Below are 13,111 nucleotides of genomic sequence, written 5' to 3'. Positions count from 1 at the left end.
TTGTGCGCTATAACGCACGATGCTACCTTGTACGTTATAACGCACATTGGTCTGCCTCTGCCAGGACACTCGCTATGCGCCCACCGCTTACATTAAGTCACCTGACGTTTCCTGCCATCGTCGCCGGATTTGTTGCCGTGCTCGTCGGCTACACCAGCTCTGCGGCGATTATTTTCCAGGCCGCAGCGGCCGCCGGGGCCACCGCGTCTCAAACGGGCGGCTGGCTGACCATGCTTGGGCTGGCGATGGGCCTCACCACGCTCGGCCTCTCACTGTGGTATCGCACGCCAGTACTCACCGCCTGGTCAACACCCGGCGCGGCATTGTTGGTGACCAGTCTGCCCGGCACATCACTCAATGAGGCCGTTGGCGTATTTGTCTTTGCCTCGGCGCTGATCTTTCTTTGCGGCATTACCGGACTGTTTGCCCGCCTGATGAATGCCATACCGCAGGCGATCTCTGCCGCGATGCTGGCAGGAATTTTACTGCGGTTTGGCGTGGATGCATTTGCCGCGATCCAGGTTAACTTCGCCCTGAGCGGCACCATGTGCCTGGTCTATCTGCTGTCACGCCGTCTGCTGCCGCGCTATGCCATTATTCTCACGTTGCTGGCCGGGTTAGGCATGGCGGCACTCCAGGGCAATATTCATGCTACGCAGACGCAGAGCCTGGTGATGCCGGAATTTATCATGCCGCACTTTACGCTCGAAACGCTGCTGGGCATTGGCGTACCGTTTTTTGTGGTCACGATGGCATCACAGAATGCACCCGGTATCGCCACCCTCAAAGCACACGGCTATACGCTTCCGGTGTCACCGCTGATCGCCTGGACCGGGCTGGTGGCACTCCTACTCGCCCCTTTCGGTGGCTTTACCGTGTGTATTGCCGCGATTACGGCAGCGATTTGCATGGGACCGGAGGTGCACAGCGATCCGCAGCGCCGTTACTGGGCCGCTGCCGCTGCCGGGGTGTTTTATTTACTGGCAGGGGTGTTTGGTGGGGCGATTAGCGGCCTGTTTACTGCGTTGCCGCTGGCACTGATCCACACGATTGCCGGGCTGGCACTGCTGGGCACCATCGCCGGGAGTCTGCAACGGGCATTAAGCGATGAGAAACAGCGAGATGCAGCGGTGATCACTTTTCTGATCACCGCCTCGGGCCTCACCCTGCTTGGCGTGGGTGCCGCGTTTTGGGGATTAGTCGGCGGAGTTATCGCCCACCTGGTCTTCTCGCTGGCCAAACGCTGAAGGCGCATCGGCACCGGTCAGCACCGGTACAGCGATGTTTTTCAGCAGGTCATGAACCCATTCCGGGACCACTTCGCTGGCCAGTCCGTACTCTTTTTCTTCAAACTCGCTGCCCACCTGGCTCGGTTCCAGGTTCAGCTCCACGGTATGAGCCCCCTGCAAACGCGCTTCATGGACGAAGCCTGCCGCCGGATAAACGTGCCCGGAGGTGCCAATCGCCACAAAATAATCGGCCTGCGCCAGCGCCTGGTAAATTTCATCCATCTGCAACGGCATTTCGCCAAACCACACCACGTGTGGGCGCAATACGGACGGGAACTGACAGCAATGGCAGCGATCGTCGGGTTTCACATCATCCGTCCATTGCAGGATCTGACCACTACCGGAGCAACGCACTTTTAACAGCTCACCGTGCATATGGATAACGTTACGGTTTCCGGCGCGCTCATGCAGGTTGTCGATATTCTGTGTCACCAGCAGAAAATGGTCACCCAGTGCGGCTTCCAGTTCAGCCAGCGCCAGATGCGCCGCATTGGGCTGGATATCATCCTGCTGCAGCTGACGCCTGCGGGCATTGTAGAAATCCTGCACCCGCTGAGGGTCGCGGGCAAAACCTTCCGGCGTGGCGACATCCTCCACTTTGTGCTCTTCCCACAGGCCATCGGCTGCGCGGAAAGTCCGGATGCCGGACTCAGCGGAAATCCCGGCCCCGGTCAGCACCACCACACGCGGCAGCGGATGACGGGCAATTTCGATATTGCGGTCACGTTCGAAAATGCGCTGACGAAAACGCTGGTGAACCTGGCGTCGGGTCTTCTTGTAGCGTGCCAGCCTGAGGCGGCGACGGGGTGTGCGCATCATCAAATCCTCTAATCCTTAATATGCAGGAATGGCGCACCGTACGGTGCGGAACCTGTCCCTGATAATAACGGGTGATTAACCCGGGTGCACTGAGAGTGTGCCGATAAACGTGATATCCACCCCAGGAAAATCCGCATCCTGAGAGTGAGAGACCGCCCTCAATGCCCTCGTGTTTTTACTGCCCACTCAGTACCCGTGCCGGATCGATACGGCTGGCCCGGCGCGCCGGATACCAGCTTGCCAGCAGACTGAGTAACAGCGACGTGACCAGGACAATCCCGACATCACGCCAGTGCAGCTCTGACGGCAGGAAATCAATAAAGTAGATATCCCCGGAAAGGAAATGGTAACCGGTCAGCGCTTCAATCCCATGAATGATCGGTGTCAGATTGAACGCAGCCAGCACCCCCACCACCACGCCGCTCACGCTGCCCACCAGTCCGGCAAGCAGGCCATACCAGACAAAGATAGCGCGGATCAGGCCGTCTTTCGCCCCCAGGGTGCGCAGTACGGCAATGTCGCTGCTTTTATCTTTCACCGCCATCACCAGGGTGGAGACGATATTGAAACAGGCCACGCCAATCACCAGCACCATCGCCAGATACATAATCGCGCGGATCATCTGGATATCACGGTACATATAACCGTAAGTGCCTACCCAACTGCGAATGTACACATACGCGTGGGTGACTTCGCCCGCCTGACGGACAAGGCTGACCGCATTGAACGGATCAGTGGCTTTGATGGCGATGCCGGTAACACTGTCCCCCATGCCCAGCAACTGCTGCGCATCCGCTAACGGCACCAGCGCCAGACTGTGATCGAGCATCCCGCTTAACTTTAAGATACCGCTCACTTGCAGGCGCACGCGCTTGGGCTGCAACAGTTTGTGCCCGGCATCGCTGTTCGGGATCATAATCGTCAGCCAGTCGCCCTGTTTTACCTTCAGGCTGTTGGCGACGCCCTGCCCCAGCAGGATCTGTTGCTTGCCCGCACCAAAGTTCTGCCAGGCATCCCCCTGCACATAGGAGGGCAGCGCACTGAGGCGGCTCTCCTGCTGCGGGTCAACGCCCTTCACCTGTACGGCCTGCAACTTGCTGCCGCTTTCGATCAACCCGGTGAAATTAATATAAGGTGCTGCCGCCGCAATACCTGGGATCTGTTCCATTTTCGGCACCAGCCCCTGCCAGCCGGTGAACGGCTGGTTGACCGGCTCAATTTCACCGTGCGGCACGACGGCCAGAATGCGGTTATTCAGTTCACGTTCAAAGCCATTCATCGCGCTTAGCCCGACGATCAGCACCGCCACGCCCAGCGCAATGCCGACCGTTGAGATCACGGAAATCAGCGAGACCATGCCTCCGCGCCGACGACCACGGCTGAAGCGCAGGCCGAGCAGAAGAGAGAGAGAGCCCGCCATCAGAAGCTACCTGCCCGTTTGACCTGGTCACTGAGCTGCCCGTCGCGCATCTCCATCTGACGACGCATACGTTTCGCCAAATGCAGATCGTGGGTGACGACCAGAAAAGCCGTGCCCTGCCGTTGATTCAGCTCGTTGAGCAGGTCAAAGATGGCATCGGCGTTACGCGCATCAAGGTTACCGGTCGGTTCATCGGCCAGCACCAGGCGCGGGTTGTTGACCAGCGCACGCGCGATGGCCACACGCTGACGTTCACCGCCGGATAATTCTGAAGGACGGTGTGCAGCACGGTGATCCAGCCCGACAGCTTTCAGCATGTCGACCGCTCTCTGCTGAGCTTCTGCTTTGGCGGTCTGGCCAATCAGCAGCGGCATCGCGACATTTTCCAGCGCACTGAAATCAGGCAGCAGATGGTGGAACTGATAGATAAAGCCCAGTTCGCGGTTACGCAATTCGGCCTTGGCTGCCGAGGACATGCTGTTCAGCGACTTCCCGTCAAACACCACCTCGCCCGAGGTCGGTGTATCCAGCCCGCCCATCAGGTGCATCAGGGTACTTTTCCCCGAACCGGAACTGCCAACAATCGCCATCATTTCACCCGGTTCTACGCTGAAGGTAACGTTGCGCAGGACATCGGTCTGCACGCTGCCTTCCTGATAGCGTTTGCACAGGTTGTCGCACTGCAACAGGATCTTGTTACTCATAACGTAAAGCCTCAGCGGGTTGAACGGCGGCCGCACGCCAGGAAGGGTAAAGCGTTGACAACAGCGCCACGACAATCGCCGTCAGGGTGATGGTGGCAACCTGAGTCAGGGAAATTTCAACCGGTAAGGCGGCGCCATCAAGGAAGGCACCAATCACCGGCATCAGGTTATTTAACTGGCTGGCGAGCAGCACGCCGAGCAGTGCGCCAAGTAGCGCACCGACAATACCAGCCGTTGCGCCTTGCACCATAAACACTGCCACAATTTGACGGCGTTTCAGCCCCTGCGTTTGCAGGATCGCGACTTCACCCTGCTTCTCCATAATCAGCAGGCCCAGCGAGGTAACAATATTGAATGCAGCGACGGCGACAATCAGGCTGAGCAGCAGGCCCATCATGTTTTTTTCCATCTTGACTGCCTGGAACAGTTCGCCTTTACGCTCACGCCAGTCTTTCCACACCAGCCCTTTCGGCAGGGTTTGCTGGCTGACGCTGTCCACCTGTAACGGTTTGTCCAGCCACAAACGCCAGCCCGTGATATTCCCGGCCGGGTAACGCATCAGACGCGAGGCATCCTGCTGGTTGACCAGAATCTGATAACCGTCGACATCGCTGTTCGAGGCAAAGGTGCCAATAATAGTAAACAAACGCTGACTGGGAATACGCCCCATCGGGGTGAACTGGCTGGCTGACGGCACCATCAGACGCACCTGGTCGCCACGTTTTACGCCAAGCTGTCCCGCCAGTTGTTCACCGATGATCACATTGTACTTGCCTGATTCCAGCTGCTGCTGGCGTACGCTCACCAGGTAAGGCGTTAACGGATCGGCTTCATCGGGAGTAATGCCCAGCATCACGCCAACGCCAACGCTGCGTGCACTCTGCATCACCACTTCCCCGGTCGTCAGCGAGGTGACGCGACTGACCCCGCTGAGGTGCAGGCTACTGGCAGGCAGTTGTTGCGGATTGATCGACCCGGTATCGCTGGTGATCAACGCTTGTGGCATCAGGCCAAGGGTATTTTTTTCCAGCTCGTGCTCAAGGCCGTTCATCACCGACAGCACGGTAACCAGCGCCATCACACCCAGCGTAATGCCGATAGCGGAAAGCCAGGAAACAAACCGCCCGAAGCGATCTGAACCACGCCCGCGCATGTAGCGCAGGCCTATAAATAAGGCGACAGGTTGATACATGACATCCGTCTTTCTTATGGCAGTAAACAATTGGGGAGGATAATAAAGGTTAGCACTGCGTTATGGAACCACTAAGCCCCTGAGTCCGCACATTGTTTTGTCAATGGCTGAAACACTTTTCCCCCTCCTGCCTCGCGTTACGGTCCATCCCCCCCCGCCGCAAACCGCCTTTCTGGCGGGGTCCTCAAGTCCATTCATTACCCTTATTTCAGCGGGCTGGCCTCCCTGCGGATAGCGCAACACTCAGGATAGTCAGTTTCTTTTATGATTTAGCTCAGTGAGTTAGCATCACCAGGATTTTTCCCAAACCGCCTGACTGTGTATTTTTTTATTCGATCGCTGCTGGGTTTTGCGCTATATGTGGCATCACATAACGGCGCTGGCCGGGAAACAGATTAAAAATACTTAACTGATTGAGTAGCGCAAGTGATAGTCAGATCGTGCTTGCGCCATTCTGCTAATAGCAATACCAGGAATAGTCTTAAGGAATTGCTTTCATCCGGGTTGTCACGTATGTTGTGGGCGCGTCATTTCGCGCCAATCCCCTGATGTCGATCTGTTATCTAACTGCAGCCAGCCAGTAAACTCGACCGTCTCGAGAGTGACCCGTTTTAACCGTCCTGAGCCTAACGATGCCAAATTATAAATATAACCTCAACAGGGCCATCATCTTATTTGCCCTTGCCATGCTGCTATCCACAATCGGCCTGGAATCGCGCAATTTAGCCTCACTGTCACTGTTCTGGCCGGGTAACGCCATTCTTCTGGGGCTGCTGATCCGCTTCCCATCACTGGACAAACCCAGCACCCTGGTCGTGCTCTATTTCGGTATGCTCAGTGCCGATATCCTTTATGGTACCCAGGTGAGGATTGCCGTCGGTCTGGATATCGCTAATATTCTTTTTATCGCCACCGCCCGCTGGGTGTTGCTGAGTAACCCTTTTTTCACGCGCGGACATCCCCGCCGCTTGCAGGCGCTGTTGCATGTGTTTCCTGCTTCACTGCTGGGTGCCGCAGCCTGTGCGCTGGTCGGCGCCATCGTCAGCGAGCGCTACTTCGAAGATGAGCTGTTTAAAGCCTGGTTCTCCTGGTTCTCCGAACAGATGTCGACATCGATTCTGCTATTACCGTTGGTGATCAGCCTGCCGAGACGCGATGAACTGGTACATCTGGTTACTGCCCTGCGCGACAGCAGCGTGCTACCGATACTGGCGCTGGTGCTCACCACGGTAACCGGCATTTGGGTCGGTGGCGGCGGCAGTTTACTGTTCCCATTACCGGCGTTGTTGTGGTGTGCGATCAGCTATCCGCTGTTTATTACCTGTTTCCTGACGCTGTTTACCGGTATTAGCGAAATTATTCTGGTTGCGGGAAACGTGCTGAATATTCAGGGCAAAGACGACCTGTTCCGTATTGACAGTTTGTCATCCGCGCGCCTGGGCGTGGCAGCGATGTTGATCAGCCCACTGATTGTGGCACTGAGTACCGCCTCAAACCGTAAACTGGTGGCGCGGATTACCAAGCGTGCCGACTATGATTTCCTGACCGGCGCGCTGACACGCAGCGGTCTCGCCTCCAAACTGGAAACACTGGTCACCCCGCGTAACCGCCCACAGGGCTTTTTTGGTGCGGTATTTGTCATTGATATCGACCGCTTCAAGAACATTAATGATACCTACGGCCATGCCAGCGGCGATTATGTGCTGGCAAAAACGGTGGAGTGTATTCGTCAGGGATTGCCCGCGTCAGCGCTGGTGTGCAGGATGGGGGGCGAGGAATTTCTGGTATTAATAGAAGGGATTTCACAGCCGCGCGCTTTTCTGTTAGCCAACCGTCTGCGTCACAGTATTGAAGAGAACCAGATCCTGCTTGACGGCAACGATCTCAGCGTGACGGCCAGCATCGGTATCAGCGCGCTCAATATCAATAACGTCAACAGTCTGGACGAATCGATTACCAAAGCCGATGAGCAGCTCTATATCGCCAAGAGCAGCGGTAGAAATCAGGTCCGTCCGGAATTTATCTTGTAACTACGGGTTTGGCGAGGGCTGGTGCGGCCAGACGTGATGCTGTCAGACCAGATGAGAATAAAGGGCCGACCTGAAAAGGCCGGCTTTTTTGCATTATGCTTCGTTTTCGATGCGGTTCGCTTCGATTTCAAAATCCTGGATGGTGGTATCCAGCTCATCCAGCAGGCTACCTTGCTGAGTCAGTAACTGATTAATTTTCTCTGCAAAGCCTGTGTCTTTGTGCTCCCCCTGATCGAACGCCAGCCACTGTGTTGACAGCGTTTCAGTATTACTCTGAGCATAATGGCGCATTTCTTTTAGCTGCGAAGTCACGTCACGTAAGTGGTCAGTCTGCGTTTTGCTTTCGTTATCACTCATGGATATTTCCTTTCATCGTTAAAAGAAGCCTACCCTTTTTGTGACCGGACGAGGTGGAGAAAGTTCATAACCATTTTTTAACAGCCGCGAAAACGACAAAAAAAGGCCGGATTTCCCCGGCCTTAAGCTGTTGATTAATAATACGCAATTTTTCTGTCGGTCCCATTGACGTTCACAGTGATATAACCAGCAACCGTGGTGGTGGCCGGCGCTGTTGCGATCGCTGTCGCCACCGTCAGCACGCCTTTTTCATTCGCCCCCACGCCCGCCAGCCCGTTATGCAGGCTCATACGTGCCGCCGGAGAGACGGTGCCTATCGTCGTGGCATCCGTGACTTCACTCAGGTCCGGCGTAAACAGCGAGCACTCACCGGATTCAAAGCGCGTCGGTCCGGTGGATTTCAGGTTGAACATAGTATCGCCACTGGCCGCTTTCAGTTTGACCCAAATCTCCGATGTGGTCACGCCGATGCGGTTGAACTTGATATCCAGCACCGCAGGAGAACCATGATGCCGGATATCGCCGTAAATCGCGGTGGCGCAGCGAGAAATGGCCAGATAACTGGTGCCGGATGACATGGCACCGATCGGGCTTCCCGCCGTCCCGGTCACAGCATCGTTCGTCGACTTACCGATCATCTCAATAATCCATTGCTGGTTATCTTTTGGCATAAAGACTTTACCCAGCTTGTACCATTTGTCGCTGGTAGAGATGTTGGTAATTTTATAGCCGCTGTACCAGCCCGCGCGCATAGTGCCGGTCATCTGTGTACCGAAGCTTTCATCCCGACGCCAGCCGGATTCATAGCCGGACAACCAGCGCCCGGCGGCGGCGTTCAGGCTGACCGCGCCGCCGGATTGCAGATTGAGCTGGCGGATCTGCACGCGGGCATTATCCATATTCAGCGGATTGGCGCAGTCCTCCAGACTCAGGGCATCCACCAGCCACTGCCCGTTATTGAAATCCCCCGGGAAGCGGGTGTGCTCAATCCAGACGTTGCGTATCAGCCCCTGGCCAACGCGCGGCATCATTAGCGTGGCGTCACCATAGCCGCTCTGGAAGTTAGCATTCGACAACTCAATGGCCGTGGAGTGGTCCCATACGCCCTTCACCGTATCAGACCAGCCGACGTCAAAGACGCGCCCATAGGTATTGATCGAGTAGATCTGGTCGAACTTGGTATCCAGCGTATCCAGAAGCTTGACCGCCGTCCCCCCCGAATTCTGTACCCGGAAACAGGTGATCAGCACCGTCTGGCCTGCCACCATAATATTTTCAAAGAAGGGCTGCTGGTTGGTACACATCTCAGCGCTGATCGCTCCCTTATTGGCGGTGATATCCGCCGAGGCCTGACCGTTCCAGCAAATACCTTTAATCGCCGTGCGCCGTGCGTTCACTTTGAACACCGGGCTGGTGGATTTATCGGAAACAATGGTGGTACGCGGCATTCCCCCCTGGGGGTTGTCGTCACCATAGAGATAAAAGAACGGGATTTCGCTGGCGGAGAGATCAATCGGGTTGATCAGAAACTTACCGCCCGGGAAACGAACGCCAAGATCCTTGCTGCTGGTATTCACATTCTGTGCCCAGTTCAGCATCAGCTTAAAGGCACCGCTGTCGTCGGTGATACCGTCACCTTTGCCGCCAAAGTGATAGATATTCAGCTCGTCCTGGCTGTTCACCACCCGTTTCCAAAAAAATCCTGTTCCGACGGCATAGGTGCCACTGTCATCCACCGGCAGCGCCGTTGTCACGAAACCGGCAAAAGTACCACCACCACGAAAGGTGGAGTCTTTATCGTAATAACGTTTTAACAGCGCAATTTCGCCTGATTTTGATGGCGCGGTGGTGCGTAATTCAGCAAAAGAGTTAACTTCAATCATAATAACCTCCGGGCAGCGCACAGATGTCAGCCGCCTTATTCAGGATTAATAAATGGGGTTGAGTGGGATACAATAAATAACAAACTGCGTAACACCTCCTAAATAAAATAATAAAGGCGAGGCTTACTTGTTTTTACTTGCACACAATGATACCCAGAGATCGTTATGGGCATTTATTTGCCTGACCGTTCTGATATCCATTAACTGTGCATCCTGACCGTGCGTGTAAATAGGTGAAAAGAGGGTGCAGGAAGAGTCAGTAATTAACTCACTGGCTATCGTCGGAGTTGAATTGTGACTGCTGCAACTTGCGACGAGCGTCAGTATCATCAAGCACAGCATTGGCCGTTTGTACACGTTTTGCCTCCTCACTGTTATCTGCCTGTTTTTTTGCCACAACGGCAATCTGCGCGGCACTTTTCTGCGCCTCGGCGACCTGGGCTTTCGCTCGCTGCTGGCTTTTGCCCACCTGCTTACCGCCGAACCAGACGGCGAAAAAGGCCCCAACCACGGCAACGATCGCCAGCAGGCCATGCCAGCTACTGCTGAGTAGTGAAAGCAGCGCACTCATACCTTGCCTCCATTCAACGTATCACGCTGTTTACTGAGGTTTTTCTGTTTTATAAACTGCGCCATCACTGCCATTGCCACCATAAAAGCGCCCGTCATCCCCAGGAAATTGTGTGGCAGATAGGACTTAACATCCTCTGGTAGCGAACTCCATGCCGTTAGCGCAGCATCGGGAAAAGACTGCACCCATGCGGTCAGTGCCGCCCCCCCTGACGCCAGCCAGACAGACCAGGTTTTAAACAACAGGCGCGCATGATTGACTACCGCCACCCGCCCATAATGGACTAACAGCCAGATTGCCAGTGACGTCACAGCCACCAGCGAAACAAACAGGGTAAATTTCACAGGACCTCCTGATATTGCGTATAGGTTCCGCTGCGCATCACGTCAGCATGGCGCTGGGCGCGTGTCGGAGTTTGTCGTGCCCAGAGGCTGGCCAGCATCGCTTCCGCTGCGCCGCTGAAATTCCCCGCAGCAATCAGCAACAGGGTGTTTTTGAACGCTGACAGCCCGTCAACACCCAGCTGGTAGGCCATGCTGTACAACACATCGGCGCGCGGCGTGTTGCACTGCCGCAGCGCAGCCAGAATCGAAGGACGACGGTTAATATCCTTCATCTGGCTGTTTAGCATCTCTTGTAACCAGACTTCGGCGACCGTTCGCGGCAGGCTGAAAATATAATTATCGAGCGCCGCACCTTTGGGTCCGATCTTAATTCCGCACCCTACCGTCGGATATCCCTCCGTATCCCGGTAAGGTTTCTCCTGGTATCCTTCTTCATACATTAAAATCTGAATGACTTTACTCATAGTTCACCTCACTGACAGGCAATAAAAAAAGGCTGCTTTGCCAGCCTTGTTCATCACGTCGAACAATAAAATGGCGAGTTTTTTCACAAAAGAGAAATAACAGTGACGCTTAAGAATGTTATTTAAAGGTGGATAGTGATAGTTTGAGACAGAATTTGCGTACGCAATAAATTTTCCTGATTTTTTTAATATTCTTTTTTCAATTGCGTTGTTGAGTGATTTTACCCGGAAGTGTCCTATTCGAGTTTGCAGAGCGAATCACATTCCAGTTCACACTCCAGTGCGGTGAGAACACCAGAAACAAATCCCTCAGCCGTCTGAATCTGCTTACGGATAGTCCCGTCAGCACAGCGACGACGACGGGCAATCGAACGTAGTGAAATTTGATAGAGGTAATGTGCCACGAGGATAGTGTGCTGTTCTTTATTCACGCTCATCAGCCGGCTAATACAGCCGTCGAGTATCAGGCCGTCGTTATCACTGCAAGTCAGTCGTTGATGACCACGATCGCTGACCAGGCCTCTGAAGCCCGCCGCGACAGAAGAGTAGCCCAGCCCGTGTCCACTGGCCGCCGCCCAACCGCCCCATCGTTCCAATAGTATTTTGATATCTCGCATAGCCTGCTCCTTTATCCCATGCAGGGTTGTCCGACAGCCCCGATTTATGCCAGGTGTCGGCCTGCAACGGTGAGTGTCAAAACAGTGTTTTGCCCAGGTCGGCACGATCTCCCGATCGTGCGACGATGCTGGCAAAGACACCAGGACGGGTGGCCATTACGCCACCGTGAAGATGAGACCAGCGATTAGGCTGGACGACCGGGTTGGTAAAGAGCGGTAAAAAATATCCTGCAATAAGGGGAAATCCGACGATATCGGTGCAACACTATCCTGCAACGTCACGTTAATACTGGACCTGTTCCCGAACCGCCGGATGTGGCCGTTAGCACCACATAGAACCCGACATGCTTTCCTGACTGGTAACAAAAAAACGCTTTTGAATGCCATTCGCTCACCATGTCGATACTTATAGGTATAGATAAAAGACAATAAATAGCAAAGGCTATTATAAAAAATAATAGCAAAGCGTGTTTGACGAAAAATACGCATCGCTATAAATTCTGGTATATGAAACCGAATACACTCGCCTGGCGGCTGAACATGGCTATGACCATGATGGGAATGACACAGGGTGCTTTGGCAAAAGCATCGGGCGTATCACAGCCAACGATTTGGCGGTTGACGAAGGGTGAGGCAGAGGGATCGCGTAAACTGGTCGACATTGCCAGAGCACTGGATATCAACGTGGAGTGGCTGGCAAATGGCGCAGGAGAGATGCGCGGAGCGGCAACCATGAGCCCCACAGACAAAGTAAAAAGCGGCACTACTGTGCCGCTCTGGGATGCCAGCGGAAAAACCACTGAACTGGTCGCTGTCCCCACCGGCGTTAAGGCTAAAAAGAGCTGGCGGGCCTATATTCTTGACCGAAATAGCGGTTGCGTGGAAGCAACCGCAGGCAGCGTTGTGATCATTGACGTCGATGTACCAGTTGAATCTGGAGATCTTGTCATGGCTGAGATGAATTCACGCGTCTCTGTATACCGCTATCTGGAAGGGCCCTCGAATGGTTTTTTAACCGTTGATGACCCACGCCTGCCCGCGGTTGAGCTGGCGGGAGAAGTCCGCTTAATCGGTGTGGCTATTTTCCTTATTCGCGATTTAAGACGATAATCACTCACCTCCTGCTCCGGCAGGATTATCTCCTCGTAGTGACCGCCAGACACCCTGAACAACACAGAAACCATCAGTATTTCCTCGCGGTAAACCATCAATCCCTCTCACATCATGGGCATGACAGTGTTCATCTATCGATATAACTGAATAGGTTAGTAAAATTTTTCAGATCTTTGCCATTAAACTGCCAATTAATCCAAATTAAATATTAAAAATCAGCTATTTCAAACAAATACGATGATAGCAAAGGTTATTTAACTCATAACATTTGATATTGATAATAACTATAGCTATCGTTTTTTGTAGGC

General features: G+C 54.2%; 13 protein-coding genes. 3 read left to right on the top strand and 10 right to left on the bottom strand.

The genetic code is table 11. From position 1 onward, the window contains the following. Positions 1-74 precede the first annotated feature (74 nt). On the top strand, positions 75-1,247 hold the full coding sequence (locus tag FVB43_RS17720; protein ID WP_159337062.1) for a benzoate/H(+) symporter BenE family transporter: 1,173 nt from the start codon (positions 75-77) through the stop codon (positions 1,245-1,247). Here the strand turns inward: FVB43_RS17720 and cobB are convergent. From cobB to lolC, 4 genes are all read right to left on the bottom strand, one after another. Beyond that, positions 1,197-2,105: a Sir2 family NAD+-dependent deacetylase gene (gene cobB, locus FVB43_RS17715; protein ID WP_133843465.1), complete on the bottom strand. Its 909-nt coding sequence runs from the start codon at positions 2,103-2,105 to the stop codon at positions 1,197-1,199. The two genes, FVB43_RS17720 and cobB, sit on opposite strands and share 51 nt — an antisense overlap. A gap of 178 nt (positions 2,106-2,283) precedes the next feature. Further along, on the bottom strand, positions 2,284-3,528 hold the full coding sequence (gene lolE / locus FVB43_RS17710; RefSeq protein WP_133842928.1) for a lipoprotein-releasing ABC transporter permease subunit LolE: 1,245 nt from the start codon (positions 3,526-3,528) through the stop codon (positions 2,284-2,286). After that, positions 3,528-4,232 (bottom strand): lipoprotein-releasing ABC transporter ATP-binding protein LolD, encoded by a 705-nt coding sequence (lolD, locus tag FVB43_RS17705; protein ID WP_167864401.1) that lies wholly within the window; start codon positions 4,230-4,232, stop codon positions 3,528-3,530. The genes lolE and lolD overlap by 1 nt, the downstream gene beginning before the upstream one ends. Beyond that, entirely contained in the window at positions 4,225-5,424 is a 1,200-nt protein-coding gene (gene lolC, locus FVB43_RS17700; RefSeq protein ID WP_167864400.1) for a lipoprotein-releasing ABC transporter permease subunit LolC, read from the bottom strand. Before lolC ends, lolD begins: the two co-directional genes overlap by 8 nt. Positions 5,425-6,056: 632 nt before the next feature. On the opposite strand from lolC, the gene FVB43_RS17695 reads away from it, so the two are divergent. Further along, complete coding sequence (locus FVB43_RS17695; RefSeq protein WP_133842922.1) at positions 6,057-7,454, top strand: GGDEF domain-containing protein; 1,398 nt, start codon at positions 6,057-6,059, stop codon at positions 7,452-7,454. Between the two features lie 93 nt (positions 7,455-7,547). Here the strand turns inward: FVB43_RS17695 and FVB43_RS17690 are convergent, their stop codons facing one another. From FVB43_RS17690 to FVB43_RS17665, 6 genes are all read right to left on the bottom strand, one after another. Beyond that, a complete protein-coding gene (locus tag FVB43_RS17690) occupies positions 7,548-7,811 on the bottom strand; it encodes a hypothetical protein (protein ID WP_133842920.1) in 264 nt (87 codons plus the stop codon). 134 nt (positions 7,812-7,945) lie between these two features. Next, entirely contained in the window at positions 7,946-9,694 is a 1,749-nt protein-coding gene (locus FVB43_RS17685; protein ID WP_133842918.1) for an amylovoran biosynthesis protein AmsF, read from the bottom strand. Positions 9,695-9,962: 268 nt separating this feature from the next. Continuing rightward, complete coding sequence (locus FVB43_RS17680) at positions 9,963-10,265, bottom strand: hypothetical protein (protein ID WP_205945542.1); 303 nt, start codon at positions 10,263-10,265, stop codon at positions 9,963-9,965. Beyond that, on the bottom strand, positions 10,262-10,585 hold the full coding sequence (locus FVB43_RS17675; RefSeq protein ID WP_242462175.1) for a DUF7940 domain-containing protein: 324 nt from the start codon (positions 10,583-10,585) through the stop codon (positions 10,262-10,264). The genes FVB43_RS17680 and FVB43_RS17675 overlap by 4 nt, the downstream gene beginning before the upstream one ends. Before the next feature lie 20 nt (positions 10,586-10,605). Then, positions 10,606-11,073: a glycoside hydrolase family protein gene (locus tag FVB43_RS17670; protein WP_133842914.1), complete on the bottom strand. Its 468-nt coding sequence runs from the start codon at positions 11,071-11,073 to the stop codon at positions 10,606-10,608. A 236-nt stretch (positions 11,074-11,309) separates the two neighbouring features. Next, complete coding sequence (locus FVB43_RS17665) at positions 11,310-11,690, bottom strand: antiterminator Q family protein (RefSeq protein WP_133842912.1); 381 nt, start codon at positions 11,688-11,690, stop codon at positions 11,310-11,312. A gap of 540 nt (positions 11,691-12,230) precedes the next feature. On the opposite strand from FVB43_RS17665, the gene FVB43_RS17660 reads away from it, so the two are divergent. Then, on the top strand, positions 12,231-12,800 hold the full coding sequence (locus tag FVB43_RS17660; RefSeq protein ID WP_227536022.1) for a helix-turn-helix domain-containing protein: 570 nt from the start codon (positions 12,231-12,233) through the stop codon (positions 12,798-12,800). Positions 12,801-13,111 lie beyond the last annotated feature (311 nt).

It is taken from the genome of Erwinia rhapontici, assembly GCF_012271765.1.
GTDB lineage: Bacteria > Pseudomonadota > Gammaproteobacteria > Enterobacterales > Enterobacteriaceae > Erwinia > Erwinia rhapontici.
The sequence above is the reverse complement of the archived record's forward strand: the minus strand, read 5'-3'. Positions and strand labels throughout refer to the sequence as shown.

What these genes read in the sequence shown, in the direction of transcription:
- FVB43_RS17720 (WP_159337062.1), top strand. Translation starts at nt 75, where the DNA reads ATGCGCCCACCGCTTACATTAAGTCACCTGACGTTTCCTGCCATCGTC.
- cobB (WP_133843465.1), bottom strand. Translation starts at nt 2,105, where the DNA reads ATGCGCACACCCCGTCGCCGCCTCAGGCTGGCACGCTACAAGAAGACC.
- lolE (WP_133842928.1), bottom strand. Translation starts at nt 3,528, where the DNA reads ATGGCGGGCTCTCTCTCTCTTCTGCTCGGCCTGCGCTTCAGCCGTGGT.
- lolD (WP_167864401.1), bottom strand. Translation starts at nt 4,232, where the DNA reads ATGAGTAACAAGATCCTGTTGCAGTGCGACAACCTGTGCAAACGCTAT.
- lolC (WP_167864400.1), bottom strand. Translation starts at nt 5,424, where the DNA reads ATGTATCAACCTGTCGCCTTATTTATAGGCCTGCGCTACATGCGCGGG.
- FVB43_RS17695 (WP_133842922.1), top strand. Translation starts at nt 6,057, where the DNA reads ATGCCAAATTATAAATATAACCTCAACAGGGCCATCATCTTATTTGCC.
- FVB43_RS17690 (WP_133842920.1), bottom strand. Translation starts at nt 7,811, where the DNA reads ATGAGTGATAACGAAAGCAAAACGCAGACTGACCACTTACGTGACGTG.
- FVB43_RS17685 (WP_133842918.1), bottom strand. Translation starts at nt 9,694, where the DNA reads ATGATTGAAGTTAACTCTTTTGCTGAATTACGCACCACCGCGCCATCA.
- FVB43_RS17680 (WP_205945542.1), bottom strand. Translation starts at nt 10,265, where the DNA reads ATGAGTGCGCTGCTTTCACTACTCAGCAGTAGCTGGCATGGCCTGCTG.
- FVB43_RS17670 (WP_133842914.1), bottom strand. Translation starts at nt 11,073, where the DNA reads ATGAGTAAAGTCATTCAGATTTTAATGTATGAAGAAGGATACCAGGAG.
- FVB43_RS17665 (WP_133842912.1), bottom strand. Translation starts at nt 11,690, where the DNA reads ATGCGAGATATCAAAATACTATTGGAACGATGGGGCGGTTGGGCGGCG.
- FVB43_RS17660 (WP_227536022.1), top strand. Translation starts at nt 12,231, where the DNA reads ATGGCTATGACCATGATGGGAATGACACAGGGTGCTTTGGCAAAAGCA.